Source organism: Pseudarthrobacter sp. AL07, from assembly GCF_029960665.1.
Taxonomy (GTDB): Bacteria; Actinomycetota; Actinomycetes; order Actinomycetales; family Micrococcaceae; genus Arthrobacter.
Genome location: NZ_JASBRB010000001.1, coordinates 314,707 through 336,906, shown reverse-complemented (window position 1 = coordinate 336,906; position 22,200 = coordinate 314,707). Strand labels below are relative to the sequence as shown.

The window sequence follows — 22,200 nt, the reverse complement described above, 5'->3', positions numbered from 1 at the left end:
GCGGTGCCGTTTCGCGCAGAGCCGTTCCGTTCCGTACCGTACCGTGCCGTGCCGTGCCGGGAAACTAGCCCAGCATGACCAGCCTGGCCGGATCTTCGGCCGGCAACTGCCCGTTGACCACAGCGCTGACACGCAGCTCGGTCAGCGTCAGGCGCCCGCCCACTGTGGACAGGAACGCGGTGTCGGACGAGTCGCGGCCTGCCGTGATCCGCAGCATCGACTCCCGTGGGGCCAGCCCTGTGGGGTCGATGACGTGCCAGGCGCCGTTGACATGTGCCTCGGCTACCGCGTGGAAATCCATGGGACTCAGCCCTGGCGCGTACACGGCGGTGAGCCGGGCCGGGACGTCCTTGGAACGCAGCAGGGCGATGGCCAGGTGCGCAAAGTCCCTGCACACTCCCCTGCGGTGCAGCAGGGTTTCGACGGCGCCGTCAGTGCCCCTGGAGGAACCGCTGATGTACCGCAATTCCCCGAAGACCCAGCTGCGCACGGCCTGGAGCAGTTCGGCACCGTGCAGGCCGCCAAATTCGGCGTAGGCCGTGGGCAGCAGCCTGTCCGACTCCGCGTAGCGGCTTGGCCGCACGTAGCGGATGAGCTCAGCCAGGGTGGCTTCTTCCGCGAGGGCCTGCCCTGCAACCGTGGCCGAGTACTCCACGGTGACCTCGGTGGGTTCAACGAATTCCATATAGTGCAGGCGGCCGCCATGGTTGTCCGCGAGTTCCTGGAACGGAACCGGCTGCCCGTCGGCCGTGACAGTCAGGGACTCGGCAAACGATGTATAGCCGGGATTCCTGGCCACAGCGATGGCGAGGGCTGCCTTCGTGTCGGCGATGGTCCTGAAAACCATACGTGCTGAAACGGTGCGTTCCATGTATCTCCGGGTGTGAGGTTGTGGCAGAACTTCCCGCACTGCCCCGGGGTTGAGGGGCCGGGGGCGGGACTAGTTTTTGATCTCCAGAGACATTAGCATCCGCTGGACGTTCGCGAATTCCGGGCTCTCGTCCACGTACTTTTCGGCCTGGCCCAGGGTGTCGAAGGCCTTGGCCGGTGCCACCTTCTCGTCCGGGGCGAAGGCCTTCAGGACGCCGAGGTCACCGAAGGAGTAGTCCCCTTTTCCGGCCGGGCCACGGACCACATTCCGCAGTTCGCAGGCCTGGCCGTCCGCCCCGCCCACAATGTTGGTGATGCCGTAGGAGCCGAAGTATCGGTAGCCCTGGATCACGCGGAACACCGCGTGCGGCGCGATGGTGCCCTCCGCCGTCAGGCCGGGAAGCTCTACCGGCACGCTGCTGATCACAACATAGGGTTTCCGGGCATCTTCCGGGCACTCGGATGACGACGGCGGCAGTCCTGTCCGCAGGGCAGCCACCACCGTGCCGTCCTGCTTTTTCACCTCGATCCTCAGGGCACCCGGCAGCGTCCCGTCCTCGGGCGTGACGGATTGGGCGATCCATTCCTCCGGCAGGTCGAAGCTGACGGTCTTCGCCGGGTCAGTGAAGGTCTTCCAGGCAGTTGCCGTTGCGGCCGGTCCGGGTGCGGCGGACGTCGAGGCGCCCGCTGTGGCAGCAGGATCCGGTGACGGGGACCCGGTAGCGCCGGCGGTTGAGCCCGTGCCGGCGCCAGGGCTGGCCGATGGGTCCGGCTGCGCCGTCCACGCTGAATCGCTGTTGCCAGGCGCGCTGCAGCCGGCTGCCAGCGTCCCTGCCATCAGCAGCGCGGCCGTCCGCACTCCCCACATTGCCGCCTTGTGTGTCATGCAGCCAGCCTAGCGGCGGACGGCGGCGGCCAAAGGGCCGGAGCCTCGTGTCGCCGTCGGACGTTCCCCGCATGCAAGGGACTAGGCTGGTGCTTATGGCGGATGAGCAGTACGGCGCGGACATGGGGAGCCTGGCAGACATCTCTGCCATCGACATTGCGGACTGGCGGCTGCGGACGTTTGCCCTGTACGACACTGTGCGGAAGGTTGCCGCCGAAGATCCGGCGGAGGCCCATTCGCTCTGGCGGCATGAACGCGACCGGATGTTCGCAACGCATCCGGCCTCAGCTCTCAGCGCGAAGGACAAGTCCCAGTTCTCCGGCCTGAAGACGGCCGACTACGATCCCATCTACCGCTTTTATGTTCCCCTGACCCTTGAGGGCGCCGGCCGGGAAATGACCGCGGAAACCGCCACTGACGGTGTTGTCCGTTTTGTCCGGCTGGGCACGTTCGACCTTCCCGAACTGGGCCAGCTGGGTGTGTGGAAGCTGCAGGGTTACGGCGGCGGGATTTTCGTGCCGTTCCGGGACGCCACCGCCGGCCAGCCCGGCGGAACGTACGGCGCCGGCCGTTACCTCCTGGATACTATTAAGGGCGCATTCCACGGGGTCCATGGCTCGGGTGCGGGGGCCGAGTTTGTCCTGGATTTCAACTTCGCTTATAACCCGTCCTGCGCCTACAACGAAGCCTGGGCCTGCCCGCTGCCCGGCCCGTCCAACCGCCTGGCTGTGGAGATCCCGGTGGGAGAGCTGTACTGAGCCGACCAACCCGGTGATTGGGCCTGTTAAGATCCGGATACTGCTCGCCCGGAGGACGTAGGATGTCATCATGACTGCCAGCGCCCCCCGCCGCCTTGCCCGCGTCCGCCCCCTGTCCCCGGCTGTTGCCGACGAACAGTTCTTCGCGGCCAATGACGCCCCCGACTTCGGCACCGACGCAGGCCGGTCCTGGACAGTTGTTGATTCCCCCTTCGAGGCGTCCCGCGCAAACGCCAACCACCCGGCCCGGCCGGGGTGGGAGACCGGCACCGTAGTAGACCAGGAGTCCTTCTCTTTCCTGGCCCCATCCGTCCCCGCCAATGTCTTCGGCATGGCGCATAACACTGGCCAGGCCGGCCGGAACCTCCCGCCACAGGCCTTCCACAAGGCGGCATCCAGCGTGATCGGCCCCGGCGACGCCATTGAACTGAGCTCAACGGTGGGCTACGTGGACCCGGAAGCGGAGCTGACCGTCGTCGTCGGGCGCACCGTCCGCGGCCTGACGCTGGAGACCGCCCGGAGCGCCATCCTTGGCTTCACCATCGGCAACGATGTCTCGGCACGCGATCTGCAGAAGTCGGACGAACTGTGGATCAGCGCCAAGAGCCAGGACACTTTCACTCCCGTGGGCCCCTGGATTGTGACGGACCTCGACGATTCGGAGCTGGCCATCAGCATCGTGCACAATGGCGCCGAGCTGAAGGCCGCCAGCAGCGCCGACCTCGGCTGGAAGGTGGACGAAATCCTTGTGTACCTCAGCTCGTTTATGACCCTGCACACCGGCGATCTGGTCCTCACGGGCTTCCCGGCGGAGTGTGCCCGCATCCACCCCGGGGACACAGTGGTGTGCCGTGTGGAGGGCATTGGCGAGCTCAGCAACCCGGTCAAGGCTGCGTCCTGGGAGGAAACCCCCGCCTGACATGTGTCAGGCTTGACCCATGGAAACCCCTGCTGCGCCCGCCGCCCAGCTGACGCAGCAGCCCACCCGCAGTGCGCCGGCCACCAGGCACTACCCTGGAATCTTCAGGTTTCCGCTGGTGCGGCAGCTCCTTCGCTTCACCGGCGTCGGCATTATCTGCACCGCCACCTCCCTTGCGCTGTATGCGTTGCTGCGGCCTTGGCTTGGACCGCAACTGGCCAATGCGGCCGCCCTGGTGCTGACGTCCTTGATGAACACGGCGCTGAACCGCAGGCTGACGTTCAAGATCTCCGGGCAGCGCCGGATGGCCCGTGACCATCTGAACGGCATGATCGTCATTGCCGTGGCGCTGGTCATTACCGGCGGCAGCCTGGGCGTGCTGCATTGGCTGCACCCGGAGGCCACTGTGTCCGATGAACTGTGGACCACCACGTTGTCAGGCTTCGTGGCCACCGCCGTGCGGTTCACGATGTTGCGGCATTGGATTTTCCGCCGCGCCCGCCATATCTAGCGGCCGAGGGTTCTGACGCGTCCGACGGCGGTGCCCACCGCTGCCGCCGCCTGCTCCAGTTCGTCCGCGGTCACGTCTGAGGTGAAACTGAACCGCACGGCCGTCTGCGCCACTTCGGCGTCATAACCCAGCGCGGTCAGCACCGGCGACGGCGCATCCGAGCCGGCGGCACAGGCCGAACCGCTCGAGCACACCACACCTTGCCGCTCCAGCTCCAACAGCACGGATTCGCCGCTGGTGCCGGGGAAACAGAACGATGCCACGGACGGCAGCCGTTCCGTCCGGTGCCCGGTGAGCAGGGCGCCGGGAACGGTGTCCAGGATAGTGGCGATGTAGCATTCGCGGAGAAGAGCCACACGGGCGGCGAGTTCCGGCCGCTCGGCGTGGGCGAGCGTCAGTGCCGTAGCCAGCGCCACGGCACCGGCAACGTTTTCGGTCCCGGACCGGCGGCCGCGTTCTTGGCCGCCGCCGTGCACCAGGGGCTCAACGCGGGTCCGGCCGCGGACGTACAACACGCCGCACCCCTTGGGCGCACCGAGCTTATGGCCGGAAATGCTCAGGGCGTCCACGCCCAAGGCCTTGACGTCCAAGGGCAGCCAGCCAGCGGCCTGGACGGCGTCGGTGTGCAACGGGATGCCCCGCCCGGTGGCGACGGTGGCCAGTTCGGCGACCGGCTGGATGGTGCCCACCTCATTGTTCGCATACATGACGCTGACCAGGGCAGTTTCCGGCCGGAGCACGGCGGCGAGCGCCTCCGGCGTCACCCGGCCGGTCCCGTCCACCGGAACCACGTCCACGGTGAACCCGTGAAACCGTTCCAGGTAGCGCGCGGACTCTTCCACTGCGGGATGTTCGACGGCGCTGATCACCACGCGGTTGAGGGCCGGGTCCGCAGCCTGCCGGGCCAGGGCAACGCCCTTAACGGCGAGGTTGTCCGCCTCCGTGCCTCCCGAGGTAAAGGTGACCTCGCCCGGACGGCAGCCGAGCACCTTGGCCACGGCCGCACGGGCGCCTGCGAGCGCGGACGCCGCAGCTTCGCCCAAGGTGTGGTGGCTGGAGGGGTTGCCGAACTCGCCGCTCAGGTAGGGCCACATGGCCTCGAGGACCTCGCGGCGGACCGGGGTGGTGGCGGCAGCGTCGAGGAAGATCATGGCCGCTTCAGCCGACGCTCAGTTCGACGTCCAGGCCGAGGTCCAGGGCAGCCACGCTGTGGGTGAGACCGCCGATGGAGATGACGTCCACGCCCGCCGCTGCGATGTCGGCGACGGTGCCGACGTTAACGTTGCCGCTGGCTTCCACAATGGCGCGTCCGTCCACCTGCTTGACACCGGAGCGGAGCTCTTCGAGGGTGAAGTTGTCCAGCATGATGGTGTCCACACCGGCGGCAAGGACAGGTTCAATCTGCTCGGCGCTGTCCACCTCCACTTCGAAGTGCGTGGTGTGCCCCAGCTGGGCCTTGGCCGCGGCGAGCAGGGCGGTGAGCTTGGCGGGGTCTCCGCCCGTCATGACGGCCAGGTGGTTGTCCTTGGCCAGCACGGCGTCGGACAGGCTGTAGCGGTGGTTGGCTCCCCCGCCGCAGCGGACGGCATAGCGCTCCAGCACTCGCAGGCCGGGCGTGGTTTTGCGGGTGTCCGTGATGCGCGCCGTGGTGCCTTCGACGAGCCGGACGAATTCCGCGGTCTTGGTTGCGATGGCACTCATCCGCTGTACAAGGTTCAGCCCGACCCGTTCGGCGAGCAGCACCGAGCGCGCGTTGCCAGTGACGCGCGCGAGGTGCGTGCCGGCGTCGAACACTGCCCCCTCAGCGAGCAGCAGTTCCACGTCGGTGTCCGGGTCCACAAGCTTCATGGCGTCGCGGAACACCGTTCCACCGCTGAAGACGCCGGGCACCCGCGCGTTCAGCACCGCGGTGGCGCGGGCGTCGGCCGGGATCAGCAGCTGCGAGGTGATGTCACCGTTGGGCGCGTCCTCGGCAAAGGCCCGTTCCAGGATGTCCCGGACGGGTGCTGCGGGGAGGGTCAGGCTAGTCATTGACGAGGCTCGCTTTCCGGCTCATGGTGTAACGCTTATCAAAATGTTCGACGGCGGCATTCACGGGCACGCTGTCGCTGCGGTAATGCGCCCCCAAGGATTCCCGCCGCTCCCGCGCGGCATGCACAAGCAGCTGCGCAGCCAACAAAAGATTGGCATCCTCATGATCGCGAGAATCGAGGGAATCAGGCAAAGTAGCCGGATGGTCAGCGGAGGCCCAGGCCCCAAGCAACCCCGAAGCCTCCCTAAGCAACCCGCCATGACGCAAAACCCCAGCGTTAGCAGTCATCAACCGCCGCAAAGCCACCCGGGAAAACGGCCCCGCCGAAGCAAAGGAAGTTTCACGAGGACCAGGTGCCGGGACCGTTTCGAACTCCCAGCCCATGTTGGCAGGCTTTTCGGAAGTCCCCCGCGAACCAAGCGTTCCGTCGTCGACCGAGGGTGTTCCGGAAGCGAGCGTCAAGGGGAGGCCGCCAGCGGCCGAGACAGCGAGGGGAGGAACAGCGTCGGGCGACACCCAGCCCGAGACAGCACGCGGAGCATCGGTGTCCCGCGACGGACCGGAAGCCAGGAACCCCTCAACAGCCCGGCGCCCGAAGACCAGACCCTCAAGCAAAGAATTGCTGGCAAGCCGGTTGGCACCTTGGACGCCGGTGCAGGCAACCTCGCCGGCAGCCAGCAACCCGGGTACAGAGGTCCGCCCGTAAAGGTCGGTAAGGACCCCGCCCATCCAGTAGTGCGCGGCCGGTGCCACGGGGACGAGGTCCCGGGTCCAGTCGACACCGGCGTGGCGGGTGCGGGTGCTGATGGTCGGGAATCGCTTTTCGAGGTACCCCTTGCCGTGCAGGGCCTCGACCACCATGGCGTCAAGGAACACGTGTCCGTTGGGATCCCCCAGGGTAGCGAGGTGCAGGGCGATGCTGCGGGAAACGACGTCGCGCGGGGCAAGTTCTGCATCAGGGTGGTAGGCGGGCATAAAGCGTTCGCCGTGGGCGTCCAGCAGGATGGCGCCTTCGCCGCGTACGGCTTCGGAAATCAGGAGCGGTTCAGCTCCGTTGCCGGCTGCCTCAAGAGCATCGGCCGGGAGCACCATGCAGGTGGGGTGGAACTGGAAGAACTCCAGGTCCGCAACTGCGGCTCCGGCCCGCCAGGCGAGCGCCAGCCCGTCGGCAGTTGCCACGGCGGGGTTGGTGGTCTGGGCGAACAGCCTTCCAGCTCCCCCGGTGGCCAGGAGCACGGCATCGCCGCGGATGGCAAGTTCCCGCCCGTCGTGGAGGAAATTCACTCCGTCCACGCGTCCTTCGCTCTGGGACAGGGACGTCACCTGGGCGTGGCCGATAACCTGGATCCGGCCAGCGGCCTGCGCATCCAGAACGGTCCTGATGAGCGCCCGGGCCACCCCGGCACCGGTTGCGTCGCCGCCGGTGTGCAGGATCCGCGGCGCGGAGTGGGCGGCTTCCAGACCCAGCGAGGGGTCGCCGTCGTCGTCCGTATCGAAATGCACGCCGAAGCGTTCCAAGCCGGCGATATCCTGGCGGGCTTCCGTGCAGAGCACGCGGACGGCGTCCTCGTCGCAGTGTCCGGCCCCGGCCTTCAGCGTGTCTGCGATGTGCGCGGCCACGGTGTCTCCGGGCGCGGGCTCGTCGAGCACGGCGGAGATGCCACCCTGGGCGTAGTAGGTGTTGCTGTCCGCGAGCGCGCCCTTGGTCAGCAGCACCACTTCGACGCCGGCGTCGGCGGCAAGCAACGCGGAGTACAGTCCCGCGATGCCGCTCCCGACGACGATCAGCCGCCGGGGTGCCGGACCACCGGCTGGGCTCTCTGCGCTCATGTGGGGCTCGTTTCGGTGTCCAGGGTTACAGCGGGCGGGACTGCAGCGGCGGGCTACAGGGGACGCGCGGCGAGCATACGCTCGAGCGCGGTTTTGGCGTTGTCCTGGACGGAAGCGTCCACGCTGATGCGGTTGACGATGCGGCCTTCGACGAGTTCCTCCAGGACCCAGGCGAGGTAGCCGGGGTGGATGCGGTACATCGTGGAGCAGGGGCAGATCACCGGGTCCAGGCAGAAGATGGTGTGCTGCGGGTATTCCGCCGCCAGCCGGTTCACCATGTTGACTTCCGTGCCGATCGCGAAGGTGGCAGGTTCGGTGGCGGCCGCGATGGCCTTCTTGATGAAGTCGGTTGAGCCGGCGGAATCGGCAGCGTCCACCACCTCCATGGGGCACTCGGGGTGCACAATCACGTTGACGCCGGGGAACTCGGCGCGGGCCTTTTCGATCTGGCCGACGTTGAAGCGCTTGTGGACCGAGCAGAAGCCGTGCCAAAGGATGACGCGGGAATCGAGCAGGGCCTGTTCATCGTTGCCGCCCAGTTCCTTGCGCGGGTTCCACATGGGCATCTGCTCCAGCGGCACACCCATGGCCTTGGCGGTGTTGCGGCCCAGGTGCTGGTCGGGGAAGAACAGGACCCGCTGGCCCCGTTCGAAGGCCCATTCCAGGACCACCTTGGCGTTGGAGGAGGTGCAGACAATGCCGCCGTTGCGGCCGCAAAATGCCTTCAGGGCGGCGGAGGAATTCATGTAGGTGACCGGAATGACCGGAACCCGGCCCTCGGCGTCGGCCTCGGTGCCGAAGATTTCTTCGAGCTGTTCCCAGCACTCCTCCACGGAGTCGATGTCCGCCATGTCTGCCATGGAGCAGCCCGCGGCGAGGTTGGGCAGGATGACGGCCTGTTCCGGAGTGGAGAGGATGTCCGCGGTTTCGGCCATGAAGTGCACGCCGCAGAAAATGATGGCCTCGGCGTCAGGCCGGGTGAGCGCGGCGTTGGCCAGCTGGAAGGAGTCGCCCACAAAATCGGCGTACTGGATGACCTCGTCGCGCTGGTAGAAGTGGCCCAGGATCACTGCCCGGTCGCCCAGCTTTTCCTTCGCCGCACGGATGCGGACGTCCAGCTCGGCATCCCCGGCGCGCTTGTATTCCTCCGGAAGCTGGCCCTGGCGCGGCGTGGCGGCCGGCGCAACGTCCGCACTGGAGGCGCCGGGTCCATAAGCCGGGGCACCGGCGAGCACCTCGGCGAGGTCGTATTCCCACGGCCCCTTGGCGAGCGCCGGGCTGCAGGTGGCTGCTGTTTTGCCTGCAGCCGCGCTCCGGGACGCGCTTTCGGCCTGTTCGCGCGTGATCAGCTGGATGGCTGTGTTGACGCTGCTCATGGTGTGCTCCTGTTGTCGGGATCAAGGCCGGGGCGGCCGGTGAAGCGGTAGAGACGTGGCGGGCGGTGCTTGCCGCCCTGGAGGTACTCGCCGGTTTCTTCGATCTCCGGCGTGGATTTTAGCTGGCGGCGGAAGTTGGCCGGGTCCAGCCGGGTGTCCAGGACTGCTTCGTAGACTTCCCGGACCTGGGCGAGGGTGAAGTACTCGCCCAGGAAGTGGTAGGCCACCGAGCCGTAGGCCAGCTTGTTCCGCAGGCGCCGGAGCGCGTAATCAACAATGGCGTTGTGGTCGAAGGCCAGGTCCCCTACCTTGTCTGCCCTGAACCACCTCACGTTCTCCGATTCGTCGGCCAGGGCGGCCTCGGTGGGCTGGACCAGCGCCCAGTAGACGATGGACACAACCCGCTGCGTGGGTGAGCGGTGCAGCCCGCCGAACGCATAGAGCTGTTCCAGGTAGCTCGGGGTGAGTCCGGTGGTTTCCCGGAGGTGGCGGGACGCAGCATCCTGCAGGGATTCAACATGCGTCAGCGGTCCGCCGGGAAGTGCCCAAAGGTCTTTGTACGGTTCACGAATCCTGCGGACCAGGGGTAGCCACAGGGTAGGCCGGCCCGAGGATTCGCTGGGCCGCAGGGCGAAAATGACGGTGGAGATGGCGAGCGAGGGGGCAGCGGTGGCCCGCTCGGAGACGTTCGCTGAACTGCTGTACACGGTCACTCACCCGCTCCCTGCTTTTGGGCTTCATTGCCATCACCTAGTTATAGTCAATATGACTAGAACTGATTCTACGGCCACATTCCCCTGATTCAAAATGTTTCGCCGCACAGTGCAACCGGATGAAGGATCCTGTGGCTGGTCCGCCAGACCAGGGGGCGACCATCGCATCCAAAACGCGCCGCAGGTCCGGACTGCCGGAAGCGGTGTGAACCTCGATCAGCTCCGGGATCGCGGCCAGCACCCCGGACTGTCGGTAAAACGTCGAACAATTTTGGCGTCCAAGGCCTCGACGTTTAGACAACCGCCTTCGCCTAACACCTTGGGGTAAGCAACGTGCCAGCCAATAGTCATCCAACTGATTCAAAGTGCCGGCATCGTTGCAGACCGGTTGCCCGCGGGACGGCGACTTAGGCGGTAAATTCAAGTGGTCCCCTCAGAGGCACCCACCCCAACCCCAAGAAGGTTCACAGGCATGACATCGACGTCCACGGCAGTGCGGCCGGCATCCCACCTCGGTCACACCATGAAATCCCGGCAGCTCACCATGATGGGACTGGGCAGCGCCATTGGCGCCGGCCTGTTCCTGGGTTCAGGGGCTGGCATCCAGGCCGCCGGGCCTGCCGTGCTGATCTCCTATCTTGTCGCCGGGACGCTCATCATCCTGGTGATGTGGGCGCTGGGCGAGATGGCCGCTGCGAATCCCACGAGCGGCGCCTTCTCCGTGTACGCCGAACGGGCGCTGGGAAAAACCGCCGGCGCTACCGTGGGCTGGCTGTGGTGGCTCCAGCTGGTGGTGGTCATCGCTGCGGAAGCCCTGGGCGCAGCGGGCCTCCTGTTTTCCGTCTGGCCGGTTATCCCCGTCTGGGCCCTGGCCCTGATCTTTATGTTTGTGTTTACGGCAATCAACCTGACGGGTGTGAAGAACTTCGGCGAGTTCGAATTCTGGTTCGCCATCCTGAAAGTTGCCGCCATTGTGGCGTTCCTGGCCGTGGGGGTCGCCCTGCTGCTGGGCCTCCTGCCCGAGGTAGCTTCGCCCGGGCTCGCTAACATCACCACTGACTTTGCTCCTGCCGGGCTTGGCGGAATCGCCACGGCATTGTTCGTAGTGATCTTTGCCTTTGGCGGAACCGAGATCGTTGCCGTGGCCGCCGCGGAAACGGAGGATCCGGAGCACAGCGTGGGCAAGGCGATCCGCACAGTGCTGTGGCGCATCCTGGTCTTCTACATCGGCTCGGTATTTGTCATCGCTGCAGTCCTGCCGGTCTCCTCCAAAGGACTCGCCTCGCCCTTTGCCGGCGTGCTCGACGCGGCCCGGATCCCGGGCGCCGGGACGGCGATCACCCTGGTTGCCGTCGTCGCGCTTCTCTCCGCACTTAGCGCCAACCTCTACGGCGCGTCCCGAATGGTGTACTCGCTCGCCGAACGGGGCGAGGCTCCCCGGTTCCTGGCCAGGCTCAGCGGCGCCAGCGTGCCCATGGTGGCAGTAGGCGTGTCGGTGGCATTCGGCTTCTTCGCCACCGTCCTGGAGCTGCTGTTCCCGGACCGGATCCTGCCGGCCCTGTTCCAGCTGGTCGGATCCACATGCCTGGTGGTCTGGGGCACGGCCCTTGTCTCGCAGCTGATCCTCCGGCGCCGCGCGGACCGGGACGGTGCCGAGCTTCCGCTGCGGATGCACGGATTCCCGGCCCTGACCATCTTCGGACTCGTCCTCCTGGGACTGATTTTCGCTGTTGGCTTCAGCGCGGAAAGCAGCCGCGGCCAGCTGCTGAGCACCTTTGTTCTGGTTGCCTGCCTCGCGGCAGCCTGCTGGCTTGGCGCCCGTCTCACCCTCCGCGATCGCCAACCCAAGTAACTAGCAGGAAGCGGTCCCGTCCTCATCTAAGCCGTGACCTACCGCCATATGGCCAGCGCCGATGTTGCCGGCTGCTCCAGCACGCTCAAGGCGCCGGTGGAACGGAACCGGCCGCTGACGGCGGTGGAAACCAGGAAAACCGCTGTTGAACTGCCCGGTCCGAAGGCAGGTAAAGTGGTGCGTACCTTCGGTGGGGCAGGCGACAGGATCAATGTCGGCAAACCCCTGATCGTGTTCGAGGTGCCGGACAACACTGCCGGGATCATGGGTACGGTCCCGAAGGATGAGGCACCGACGCGCCGGGTCCGCCTGAGCGCCGTACTTGATGAGGACTGACACCATGAGCGGCAGGCACACCGGCGAGATGCATTCCCACACCGTTGAGGGCACCGACCCCCAACTGTTTGTGGAGATGCACGATCCGCAGGACGACGCCGGACTGCGCCCTGTGCTGCTGCTGCACGGCTTCTCTTCTTCCAGCAAACTCAACTGGCATGACACCGGCTGGGTGGCGGCCCTGCTGGAGGCCGGCCGCCGCGTCATCACCGTGGACCTGCCCGGACACGGCCGCAGCGGCGCCCCCGAGGACATGGACTCCTACTCCCCGAGCAGGATCCGTGCGGACCTGCTCCAGATAGCGTTCGACGCCGGCGTGCGGCCATTGCACGATGGTGACCCTTCCAGCGGGGTGGACCTTCTGGGCTATTCCTTGGGCGCCCGGCTCGCCTGGGAATTCGGTGCCACCCAGCCCGAGATCGTCCACCGCCTGGTCCTGGGCGGACCGAACATCGCCGATCCGCTGGCAGCCTTTGACCTCATAGCCGCCCAGAACTACCTCGCCGACGGAACCCCCATCGCGGACCCGTCCACGGCCGGCCTGCTCAAAATGGCCATGCTCCTGCCGAGCAACAACATCTTCGCGCTGCTGTCCCTGGTGGATGCCATCAAAGCCGAACCGTTCGATCCGGCCGAAGCCGTTCCCCACATGCCGATGCTTCTTGTGGCCGGCGACCAGGATGAACGTGCGGCCACCATGCCGCAGCTCGCCGAACTTGGAATCCGGGCAGGGTCCATGGCTGAACAGCTGACGTTGCCTGGCCGCAGCCACACCAACGCCATCACCAGCCGGGCTTTCAAACAAGGCGCCATCGCTTTCCTCGGAGTCTGAGCACAGCGCGGCTGACCCCTGGCGGCTGATTCCTGACAGGGATTTCATGGCTCCCGCATAGGTTCCGCTGCCTGGATCCTCAGATGCAGCATCCTTCAAAAATCCTGACTGCTGCGGCCTTCTACCACCTGGTGGAGGAGGGTTCGGCGTCCCTCGATGATCCGCTGGGCGCGTTCACCTGGAGTTCCAGAGCCAGGCGACGGTCCAGGAGCATACGGAACAGCTGCTGTCCTACATGCAGGACATCACCAAGGCCGTTTCCGTCGCGCTCGCTTGACTCAGCCGCGGCGGGAGGCCGTATCCCCGCTTCCCGCTGCGGCGGCAGAAGGTAGGCTGGAATCGGGCGGAGACAGCCGGAGAGGGAGCAAATGAGCACGCGTTTTGAAGACCGCACCCATGCCGGTGAACGGCTGGCGGCGGTGCTCACCCAGTTCCGGGAACGCCCCGACACCATCGTCCTGGGGCTGGCCCGCGGCGGTATCCCCGTCGCCGCCGCGGCCGCGAAGGCCCTGTACCTGCCGCTCGGCGCCGTTCTGGTCCGTAAACTCGGCATCCCCGGCCACGACGAAACAGCGTTCGGCGCGCTGGCCTGGTCCGGAGGCCGGATAGTGCGCCTGCTCAACCTTCCCCTGATCACCCGCATTTTGGATCACGGAGTCCGCCAGGAATGGCTGGATGAAGTGGAGAAACGCGAGCGGGCCGAGCTGCTTCGACGGGCCGGGACCTACCCGGGGATCAGCAACAGCCTCACCGGCAAAACAATCCTCCTTCTCGACGACGGCCTGGCCACCGGAGCCACCATGCGCGCCGCCGTCGAGGCCGCCCGTTCGGGTGGCGCGGCACTCGTCGTCGCCGCAGCCCCGGTGGGTTCGGTGGAGGCCTACGCGGCAGTGTCCAGGGTGTGCGATGCCGTGCTGTGCCTGCATCTGCCGGGCAAGTTCCGCGCCGTGGGTAGCTTCTACCGGCACTTCGAACAATTAACCGATGAGGACGCCATCAGCCTGCTGAACCAGTAAGCCCCGCAGCAGCCCAGCCCTCAGGGCGCCACCGGGCTCACGGCAACCGGCGGGCCCAGGCCAGATGGCCGGAACCCGCCGTTGTGCGATGCGGACTACCCTAGTGGTGGCTGCTGACGCCGAGCGGGTTGCCCTTCGTCTCCTTGGCGAGCAGAACCCCGGCTGCTGAAATCACGCACAGGATCATGATGTAGATGCCGATGGATCCGGTCCATTTGGTGCTCAGCAGCAGAGTCTCGGCAATGGTCGCAGCGAAAGCACCACCGAGGATGGCGCCGAAGGCGTACCCGATGGAGATGCCCGAGTAGCGGACATTGGGCGGGAACATCTCGGCGTACATTGCCGACATGGGGCCGTAGGAGAGGCCGAGGCCGATGGTCAGGACAAAGAGCGCCACAGCGTAAAGCCAGATGTTCCTGGTGTCGATCAGAGCAAACATCGGGATCATCCACATGAAGATGATTGCATAACCGATCAGGAACGTCTTGACCCGGCCGATCCGGTCCGAGAGCCAGCCGCCTGCGAGCGTGAAGATCAGCCAGCCGAAGGAGGCAAGGGTGGTGGCCAGCAGGATTTCCGGGACCGGCATCTTCAACGTCCTGGTGGCGTAGGAGATGAAGAAGGCAATCAACAGGTAGCCAGCAGCGTTGTTGCCAATAAAGATCATGGTCGAGTAGAGCACGGGCCTCTTATGGTTACGAATGAGCTCGCTGAGCGGCGCCCTGCTTTCGGCCTTTCGGGCTGCCATCTCCTGGAAGACGGGACTCTCGGCCACAGCCCGGCGGATCAGGTATCCCACCACAATCAGCACTATGGACAGCAGGAACGGCACCCGCCAGCCCCAGGCCGCGAAGTCTTCCTTTGACATGTTGGAGTTGAGAACGAAGAGCAGGCCTGTGGCCAGGATCATGCCGACCGGGACCCCGATCTGCGGGTACGCACCGAACACACCGCGGCGGCTCTTGGGGGCGTGCTCCACGGCCATCAGCGCAGCACCGCCCCATTCACCGCCGGCGGAGAAGCCCTGGACAACGCGGAGGAGAATCAGCAGGATGGGAGCCCAGACGCCGATCTGCGCATAAGTCGGCAGCATGCCGATCAGCGACGTGGCTGCGCCCATCATCAGCAGGGTGAAGACCAGCATTGCCTTGCGGCCGAGCCGGTCGCCGAGGTGGCCGGCGACAACTGCACCAAGCGGGCGGAACAGGAAGCTGATGCCGATGAGCGCGAAGGACAGGATCTGGGCCAGGCCCGGGTTGGATTCGTTCAGCGGGGACAGGAACAGCGGGGACAGCAACGTGCCCGTCAGTTGCGCGAAGATAAAGAAGTCGTACCACTCGATGGTGGTGCCGACCAGCGTTGCAGCGAGAACCTTGCGTTCCTCGTGCTTGCTGCTCGGGCCCGCCTCGGAATCGACGCGTGAAGTTTCGGTCATGGGCACTCCGTGGCTTGGGGGCAGCCTGGTGAGGGATTCCGGCTGCCGGGGTGGATTCAGGTCGTCCAATTTACTGATCGAACGGTCAGTAAGTATTAGGTTACGCGAAAATGTGACGAAACGCACGACTTTTCTTGAATCTTCGTGCGGATCAATTCCATAGTTGAACTTCTATTTCGGAATCAACACACAGCTTTTTCGAGAATCAGCACACCGTCCGGGTGCGGGAAGCAACGTCATGGTGCACGGGCAGGGCCGGCGCAGACGCCTAGGATGGAATCCATGACGCCCACCGCAGTCCCCTCCAAAGCAGCTCAGGCTTCCCCTTCCCAGACCCTGTCGCGCGGAATCCGGGCACTGGAAATACTGGCCGCGGCGCAGGCGCCGTTGACCATTGCGGAGCTTGCCGACGCCATGGGGGTCCACCGCTCCGTGGCCTACCGGATCCTGCGGACCCTGGAGGATCACTCCTTGCTGGTGCGCGATGACGCCGGCAGAGTCCAGCCAGGGCCCGGGCTTGCCGTCCTGGCGCGGGGCGTGGCCCGCGATCTCCAAACGGCGGCCTTGCCGGAGCTGACCCAACTCGCCAATGCCCTGGCCATGAGTGCCTTTGTGGCCGTCTGGGACCGCGACGACTGTGTCACCATCGTCACCGTGGACCCGAGGCATACCGGCGCCGCGATTGTCCAGCACCCTGGCTCCCGGCATCCAATCAGCGCCGGTGCCCCCGGAATTGCGATCCAGTCAGCGTATTCAGAAGCTGACTGGCATGCGGCCGCGCCCGGAATCCCCTACCGGCCCGAGGCGGGAACCGCGCGGCAACTGGGCTTTGCCGCCAGCCACGATGAAGTCATACGCGGAGTCTCCTCCGTGGCTGTCCCGGTCCGGGTCCCTGCCGGCCGGCCGGCCGCGCTGGCCGTCGTCTATATCCGGGGAGCCCAGAATCCGGACGAAATCGCCGCGGCGCTGGTGGCGGGCGCCGGGCGCATTGAGGCCCAGCTGGGCTGACCACGGCATACCCCGTCTGGCCGTGACCACCGACCGGCGCCGATCAGTGGCGTTTGCGGAGAATGACTGCGGCCGCAGCACCAAGCACCAGCAGGCCGCCAGCAGCAACCACAGGCACAACGAACGCGGTGTGGTAGCCGTGGGCCTGCGCGAGCTGGCCACCAACCGCGGCCCCCAGTGCGGTGCCCGCCACGATACCGCTGGCCAGAGCCGTCATCACGGTCCCCAGCCGTTCCACCGGCGCCACCACGCTTCCGATCGCGAAGACCGTGACCATCACGGGACCCACCGGCAATCCGAGGACCAGCAGCACCACCACCATGCCGCCCAACGATCCCGGCACCAGAAGCAGCAACGCAAGCACCGTCATCAGTGCCGCGCTGACCAGCCACCGGGCCGCCGGCGTGAAGCGCTGGGGCCAGTACGCCACGGACAGGGCTGCGGCGGCAGAACTCAATCCCATGACCGCATACAGCAGTCCGGCGATTTCAGAGGAGGCGAAACTCGCAGAGAACGAGCTCAAGGACGTCTGGGCGGACCCAAAGAAGGTGCCCATGGCCACCATCGCCAGGACGGGCAGTGCGACGACGGCGGGAATTCTGGCTGCCTTGCGCGAGGCCGCGGAGCCCCGGCTTACGGGAACCGCCTTGTGGGTGGAGTGCATGGCAAAGGCGGGCACCAGCGTGATGGTCATGGCTGCAGCAAGAGCCAACGGCAGCCAAGGGGCCACCAGGCTGGCCAAAATTCCCACTAGGGCCGGTCCCAGGACAAACGTCAGTTCATCGGCGGTGCCCTCGTAGGACAGGGCCGTATCAAGGTCCCGGTTGTCCATCGCTTCCTTGCCCCGCGAAGTGAGCGCCATCCAGCGCACCCTGGCCAACGGCCCTACCTGCGGGCAGCTGGCACCGGCGAGGAACGCTGCGGCGATTACGGCTACGGGAAAGGACCCGGCGTCGGGCGCGGCCCAGGCCGTGCCGATCAGCCCAAGGACGGCCAAGGCATTGAGCACCGACGCAACCAGGAGGACGGGCCGCTGCCCCCTGCGGTCTGCGAGGGAACCAAAGACGGGGGCGCCGAGAGCCGAGCCGATCCCCACGGCACCCGCGGCCGTGCCGCCCAGCGCGTAGGAGCCGGTCACGGACGTGACGAGGGTCAGGGCACCGACGGTCAGCATGGCCAGGGGCAGCCGGGCGAACAGGCCCAGGGGGATAAAGCTGCGGCCGGCGAGGTGCGGGAGCCTGGCGAACCGACCCGTGGGCGGAGCCAGCGCAGCGGACGCCGGCGCATTGTTGGGACGGGCAGTGTCGGGATGGACAGTGTCGGGATGGACAGTGTCGGGATGGACAGTGTCGGGAGCGCCGGCGCCGGCAGAGACCGGCGCTTCCAGGGAAACGGACAGGGAGGACATTGCTGAAGATTTCAAGGTAACGGGCTCGTTCAGTAATGCGCATCGTCCCTCCTCCCGATGCGCGCGACCCGGTAACTGTTCAATCATATAGGCCGGTTTGGCCCAGTCCAGACCGGCATGGCCGCAGTCACACCAGCGCCTCGGCGGCGTCGGAAATACGGAGCGTGGAACCGTTCCGACCCTTGAGGACCTGGAGTTGGGTTCCGATGCGCTGTTTCATCTCCCCCACATGGCTGACCAGACCCACAACGCGGCCGCCGTCACGAAGGCCTTCGAGGGCATCCATGACCTGTTCCAGGGACTGTTCGTCCAGGCTGCCGAAACCTTCGTCTACAAAAAGCGTCTCGATCTGGATGCCACCGGATTCCTGCTGCACAACGTCTGCCAGCCCCAGGGCGAGGGACAGGGACGCCATAAAGGATTCGCCACCGGAAAGCGTAGAGGTATCCCGGCGGTGACCGGTCCACTGGTCCACCACTTCCAGCCCCAGCCCGGATTTTGCGCCGCGCGCGGCCTTGGCGTCTGAATGCTGGAGCAGGTAGCGGCCATCGCTCATGGCGACTAGCCGTTCGGAGGCAGCCAAGGCCACCTGTTCGAGCCGTGCCGCGAGGACGTAGCTGTTCAGGCTCATACGGTAGGTGTTGTCTCCACGGCCGGCCGCGGTATCAGCCAGGGCTGTCAGCAGCTGGGCGCGTTCCCTGGGAACGCGCCCAGAACCGGCCAGTTGTTGGTAGTCGCTGCGGACAGCCGCTAGCGCCTCCACACAGCGCGCGGCCATGCCGGCGGCGAGATCGGCAGCCCGTGCTTCCTGTCCGGCCTTCTCCGCGGCGTCCTGCAGGTCAGCGAGGAGGGCTTCGTCCACCACGGGATGGGCGGCCTCTTCAGTCAGTGCAAGCAGCAGATCCTCGGATGCGAACAGCTCGGCAATCCGCGCCTGTTCGTCCTGGCCGGCCCGGACCTCGGCCTGCAAGGCAGCAGCATCAGCATTCGAAAGAAGCTGTGCGCGGGCCACCTCCGCCGAGCCGAAGCCGGCGTCCGGTAACGCCAGGTCAAGCTGGATCCGTGCTTCCTCGGCCCTGGCTTTGGCTCTGCTGAGCAATGCCTGGGCCTCCACGGCCTTCTCCACCGTAGCGGCGGCATCCTGCAGCGCCCGCAGCCGCTGAGTGAGGCTGCGGTGACCGCCTCGCAGCGCAGAGAGTGCGCTGTCCAGGGACGCCAGCTGGTCCGCCAGTCCCGACAATTCAGCGGTGACCCGCGCGAGTTCGGCTGCTGCGCTGTGCCTGGCGGAATCCGCTGCCGCATTTCGGACCTCCGCGGCCTCAAGCTGCTGCCGGAGGTCCGCAAGGTTTTTCACCGCCAGCTGCGACTCGCCGGCGGCCGTGCGGGCGGACTCGAAGGCCGCAAGCGCATCCGCTTCGGGCATGTCCCCGCCCTGGCCTTCAAGGACAGCCACCAACTGGTTCGCGTCGCCCAACTCGCGGGCCCGCGCTGCCAGTTTTGTCTCTGCGGCCTCATGCTCGTGCTGGGCAGCCTCCTCGGCCTGGCTGAGGCCCAGCGCTGACGCCCCAGCCGCCGCGGGAGCCGGATGGTCCGCACTGCCGCAAACGGGGCAGGCCTCGCCCTCGGCCAGCTGGGCGGCGAGTTCCGCGGCGGCATTGGCGAGTCTTTCCTCGCGCAGGTCCAGCCAACGGAGTTTCTTCTCGAGCTGGATCTCCCGGGACGCCGAGTGGCGCTCCGTGGCGAGCGCCTGCGCCGCGCGTGCAGCCGCGCAGCGCCGGACGACGTCAAGAAGCTCCCCGGCCGCAGCGGCTTCCTTGTCATGGAGCGTGGCTGCTGATGCCAGTTCCGTCAGTGGCTCCAGGCCTGCCGTCAGGGTTTCCTGCTCCGCGCGGAGACCCTGCAGCGAAACGCCAAGGTCAATGTCCTTTTGGGTGAGTTCCTGCTGCTTCGTGGTGAGCGAGGCGCGCCTGGCAACCAGTGATTGAAGGCGTTCCTCATCCGGCAACCTGGCTTCCACAACGGCCAACAGTGACCTGAGGCGGCTGAGCTCACCCGCAACGTCAAGTGCCGCGGCGGCGGAGAGCCCGGCATCGCCGTGGTCTGCCTCCATGGCACCGAGGTCCAGCTGGCCCAGTTCGGGGTCTTCATCCGCGGCCATCCGCAGCAGTGTGATGGCGGATTCCAGGGCTCCCGCGGCGTGCCGGACCTGGGTCTGGCTGGACTGGACAGCCTGCAGCTGACCGGTGAGCACCTCGGCGCGGCGGTGTTGTTCGAGCCGGGCGCCATGGAGCTCCAGGGATGGCAGGATTGCCTCAGCGGCGGCCTTCCGGGCCTCGGCGGCTGCCAGCTTGCGGTGGCGCTCCCGCCGCGCGGATTCGTTCTCCAGCCGGTCTGACGAGTGCCTGCTGACGGCCGCTGCGGCGTCCGCCGCCGCAGCCAGCTCGACTGCGCGGTGGGCCACGGTTTCCTGCAGCCATTCGATCCGGTCCGCCGGCTCCTCCTGGGCAGGAGCCGGCAAATCATCAATGGCCAGCGCAGCGGCCTCGGCTTCGGCCCGCGCCGCCAGCAGCTCAAGCTCTGCGTTCAGCCGGGCAACATCGCTCCGCGCGGCCTGGGCCTGCGCCGACAGCTCCTGTTCCAGGGCTTCGAACCGCTGGGTGCCAAAGAGTTTCTGCAGCAGTTCCAGGCGATCGGCTGCCTTGGACCGCAGGAAGGCGGCAAAATCGCCCTGCGGCAGCATCACCACTCGGGTGAACTGTTCCCGGTCCATTCCGAGCAGGGCGATGATTTCAGCGCCGGCTTCATCATTGCGTCCGGATCTCTCCGTCCACGTTCCGCTGAGGCGTTCCCGGAGGAGCGTTTTGGCCTGCTGTGTGGTGAAGCCGTTCTTTCCCCGGGCACTGGGTTTATCCCAAGCCGGCGACCTGGTGACTTCGAAGTGGCGGCCCTGGGCGGAAAACTCGCAGGTGACCGCAGGCTCCAGCGAAGGCTCGGCATGATCGCTGCGCAGGCGTTTGCCGTCCTGGCGCGCCCCCGGCACGGATCCGTACAGCGCAAAGCAGACAGCGTCCAGCACGCTGGTCTTCCCTGCTCCGGTAGGTCCGTTGAGGAGGAAGAGTCCGTGGGCACTCAACCTGTCGAAGTCGATTTCCTCGGTGCCCGCAAAGGGCCCGAAGGCGGAGATGACAAGGCGGTGGATCCTCATAGCGATGCCTCCCTGAGGCGGACGTTATCCAGCGCCGCGGCGATAGCCGACTGCTCGGCGTCGTCCGCGTCCCGCCCCCGCACGTGATCGAGGAATCCGCAGCAGAGCGAGAGATCATCCCGGGCTTCGGCGAGCCGGCTGCTGTAGCTTTTGGACGCCTTGACGGCGCCGCCCTGTGGATCAAACCCGAGGACCAGCGTGTCCGGAAAACGGACCCGCAGCCGCTCCATGGCCTGCCCGGGCCGCTGCTCATCCGTAAGCGTGATCTGGCAGTACGCCCCTTCGGCCCAGGAATGCTCTGCGGACTCCAGGAGTTCCGAGATTCCGCCGCGGAGCACGGCCAGCTTCCGCGGGGCTTCCCACGTCAGTTCCGATACACCGGTCACACCGTCCGGGCCGACGTCGATCAGCCAGCTTCCCTTGGTGTGCTTGGCTTCGGAGAAAGAGTAGGCCAGGGGCGATCCCGAGTACCTGACCTGCGGCGACAGCGTCTGCCGGCCGTGCAGGTGCCCCAGCGCGGTGTAGCTGAACCCGTCGAACAGGTCCAGGGGCACGGCTCCGACTCCCCCGATGCTGAGGTCCCGCTCGCTGTCTGAGCTGATCCCGCCGCTGGCGAACGTGTGGGCGAGGACCACCGAATGAACCGTTCCCGCAGCGTTGCGCTGCGCGAGGTCCGCCCGGATGCGGTCAGTGGCGGCGCGGGTGACTTCGAAATGGCTGGCGGTTTCTGCGCCGAGTTGTTCGGCGACGAGGCGCGGTTCCAGCCAGGGGATTCCATAGATGGCCAGGACTGCGCCAGGATCAGCGCGGTCACCCGCTCCCAGCGGCAGTACAACTGGCTGGTCCAGGTCTGCCAGCCTGGTCCGCAGGTGGACGCCGCCACGTTCCAGCAGCCGGGAAGCGAAGCCCAGCCGGATGGCGGAGTCGTGGTTGCCTGATGTCAGCACCACCGTGGCACCGGCCGCTGTCAGTCGCACCAAGGCATCATCCAACAGCCCCACCACGTCGACGCCGGGCAGGGCGCGGTCATAGACGTCGCCGGCAATCAGGACAACATCAACCGCGTTTTCGGTGACGGCGCCGACGAGCTGATCAACAAATGACCGTTGGGCGTCCAGCATCCCGACGCCATGGAAGGACCTGCCCAAGTGCCAGTCCGATGTGTGTAATAACCGCATATTCTTACGCTAGCGGCTGCCACCGACAGTTTAGG

General features: G+C 66.4%; 19 protein-coding genes. 8 read left to right on the top strand and 11 right to left on the bottom strand.

Annotated features, from left to right (window positions below; translation table 11 throughout):
- Positions 1–64 precede the first annotated feature (64 nt).
- Together QK290_RS01560 and QK290_RS01555 are read right to left on the bottom strand one after the other, a co-directional pair.
- A complete protein-coding gene (locus tag QK290_RS01560; protein ID WP_282328995.1) occupies positions 65–871 on the bottom strand; it encodes a transglutaminase family protein in 807 nt (268 codons plus the stop codon).
- A gap of 69 nt (positions 872–940) precedes the next feature.
- Positions 941–1,756 (bottom strand): hypothetical protein, encoded by an 816-nt coding sequence (locus QK290_RS01555; RefSeq protein WP_282328994.1) that lies wholly within the window; start codon positions 1,754–1,756, stop codon positions 941–943.
- Positions 1,757–1,851: 95 nt separating this feature from the next.
- Here QK290_RS01555 and QK290_RS01550 point away from each other — a divergent pair, with 95 nt between their 5' ends.
- From QK290_RS01550 to QK290_RS01540, 3 genes are all read left to right on the top strand, one after another.
- Complete coding sequence (locus tag QK290_RS01550; RefSeq protein WP_282329075.1) at positions 1,852–2,514, top strand: DUF1684 domain-containing protein; 663 nt, start codon at positions 1,852–1,854, stop codon at positions 2,512–2,514.
- 70 nt (positions 2,515–2,584) lie between these two features.
- Positions 2,585–3,433 (top strand): fumarylacetoacetate hydrolase family protein, encoded by an 849-nt coding sequence (locus tag QK290_RS01545; RefSeq protein ID WP_282328993.1) that lies wholly within the window; start codon positions 2,585–2,587, stop codon positions 3,431–3,433.
- 19 nt (positions 3,434–3,452) lie between these two features.
- Positions 3,453–3,944, top strand: a complete 492-nt coding sequence (locus QK290_RS01540; RefSeq protein ID WP_282328992.1) for a GtrA family protein — start codon at positions 3,453–3,455, stop codon at positions 3,942–3,944.
- On the opposite strand, the gene QK290_RS01535 is transcribed toward QK290_RS01540, so the two are convergent.
- The 5 genes from QK290_RS01535 to QK290_RS01515 are packed head-to-tail and all read right to left on the bottom strand — an operon-like array spanning position 3,941 to position 9,889.
- Positions 3,941–5,095 (bottom strand): cysteine desulfurase family protein, encoded by a 1,155-nt coding sequence (locus tag QK290_RS01535; RefSeq protein WP_282328991.1) that lies wholly within the window; start codon positions 5,093–5,095, stop codon positions 3,941–3,943. The two genes, QK290_RS01540 and QK290_RS01535, sit on opposite strands and share 4 nt — an antisense overlap.
- 7 nt (positions 5,096–5,102) lie before the next feature.
- On the bottom strand, positions 5,103–5,975 hold the full coding sequence (nadC, locus tag QK290_RS01530) for a carboxylating nicotinate-nucleotide diphosphorylase (protein WP_282328990.1): 873 nt from the start codon (positions 5,973–5,975) through the stop codon (positions 5,103–5,105).
- Positions 5,968–7,806, bottom strand: coding sequence for an FAD-dependent oxidoreductase (locus QK290_RS01525; RefSeq protein WP_282328989.1), 1,839 nt, complete (start codon positions 7,804–7,806; stop codon positions 5,968–5,970). The genes nadC and QK290_RS01525 overlap by 8 nt, the downstream gene beginning before the upstream one ends.
- Positions 7,807–7,859: 53 nt before the next feature.
- Positions 7,860–9,182, bottom strand: coding sequence for a quinolinate synthase NadA (nadA, locus tag QK290_RS01520; RefSeq protein WP_282328988.1), 1,323 nt, complete (start codon positions 9,180–9,182; stop codon positions 7,860–7,862).
- On the bottom strand, positions 9,179–9,889 hold the full coding sequence (locus tag QK290_RS01515) for an NUDIX domain-containing protein (protein ID WP_282328987.1): 711 nt from the start codon (positions 9,887–9,889) through the stop codon (positions 9,179–9,181). Before QK290_RS01515 ends, nadA begins: the two co-directional genes overlap by 4 nt.
- A gap of 478 nt (positions 9,890–10,367) precedes the next feature.
- Between QK290_RS01515 and QK290_RS01510 the strand changes: the two genes are divergently transcribed.
- The 4 genes from QK290_RS01510 (at position 10,368) to QK290_RS01495 (ending at position 13,931) form a co-directional block, all read left to right on the top strand.
- Positions 10,368–11,747 (top strand): amino acid permease, encoded by a 1,380-nt coding sequence (locus QK290_RS01510; protein ID WP_282328986.1) that lies wholly within the window; start codon positions 10,368–10,370, stop codon positions 11,745–11,747.
- 48 nt (positions 11,748–11,795) lie between these two features.
- Positions 11,796–12,083, top strand: coding sequence for a biotin/lipoyl-containing protein (locus QK290_RS01505; RefSeq protein WP_348994424.1), 288 nt, complete (start codon positions 11,796–11,798; stop codon positions 12,081–12,083).
- Between the two features lie 4 nt (positions 12,084–12,087).
- Complete coding sequence (locus QK290_RS01500; RefSeq protein ID WP_282328984.1) at positions 12,088–12,915, top strand: alpha/beta fold hydrolase; 828 nt, start codon at positions 12,088–12,090, stop codon at positions 12,913–12,915.
- Positions 12,916–13,283: 368 nt separating this feature from the next.
- Positions 13,284–13,931 carry a phosphoribosyltransferase family protein gene (locus tag QK290_RS01495; protein ID WP_282328983.1) on the top strand — a complete coding sequence of 216 codons (648 nt, stop codon included), beginning with the start codon at positions 13,284–13,286 and terminating at the stop codon, positions 13,929–13,931.
- Positions 13,932–14,031: 100 nt separating this feature from the next.
- Here QK290_RS01495 and QK290_RS01490 read toward each other — a convergent pair whose 3' ends face one another.
- The gene (locus QK290_RS01490; RefSeq protein ID WP_282328982.1) at positions 14,032–15,366 is read right to left on the bottom strand and encodes an MFS transporter; all 1,335 of its coding nucleotides are present in this window, start codon (positions 15,364–15,366) and stop codon (positions 14,032–14,034) included.
- 282 nt (positions 15,367–15,648) lie between these two features.
- On the opposite strand from QK290_RS01490, the gene QK290_RS01485 reads away from it, so the two are divergent.
- Positions 15,649–16,374, top strand: a complete 726-nt coding sequence (locus QK290_RS01485; protein WP_282328981.1) for a helix-turn-helix domain-containing protein — start codon at positions 15,649–15,651, stop codon at positions 16,372–16,374.
- A 43-nt stretch (positions 16,375–16,417) separates the two neighbouring features.
- On the opposite strand, the gene QK290_RS01480 is transcribed toward QK290_RS01485, so the two are convergent.
- The 3 genes from QK290_RS01480 to QK290_RS01470 all read right to left on the bottom strand — a co-directional run bounded on the left by QK290_RS01480 (position 16,418) and on the right by QK290_RS01470 (position 22,165).
- On the bottom strand, positions 16,418–17,797 hold the full coding sequence (locus tag QK290_RS01480) for an MFS transporter (RefSeq protein WP_282328980.1): 1,380 nt from the start codon (positions 17,795–17,797) through the stop codon (positions 16,418–16,420).
- A 112-nt stretch (positions 17,798–17,909) separates the two neighbouring features.
- Positions 17,910–20,987: an SMC family ATPase gene (locus tag QK290_RS01475; protein WP_282328979.1), complete on the bottom strand. Its 3,078-nt coding sequence runs from the start codon at positions 20,985–20,987 to the stop codon at positions 17,910–17,912.
- On the bottom strand, positions 20,984–22,165 hold the full coding sequence (locus tag QK290_RS01470) for an exonuclease SbcCD subunit D (protein ID WP_282328978.1): 1,182 nt from the start codon (positions 22,163–22,165) through the stop codon (positions 20,984–20,986). Before QK290_RS01470 ends, QK290_RS01475 begins: the two co-directional genes overlap by 4 nt.
- Positions 22,166–22,200: the final 35 nt, after the last annotated feature.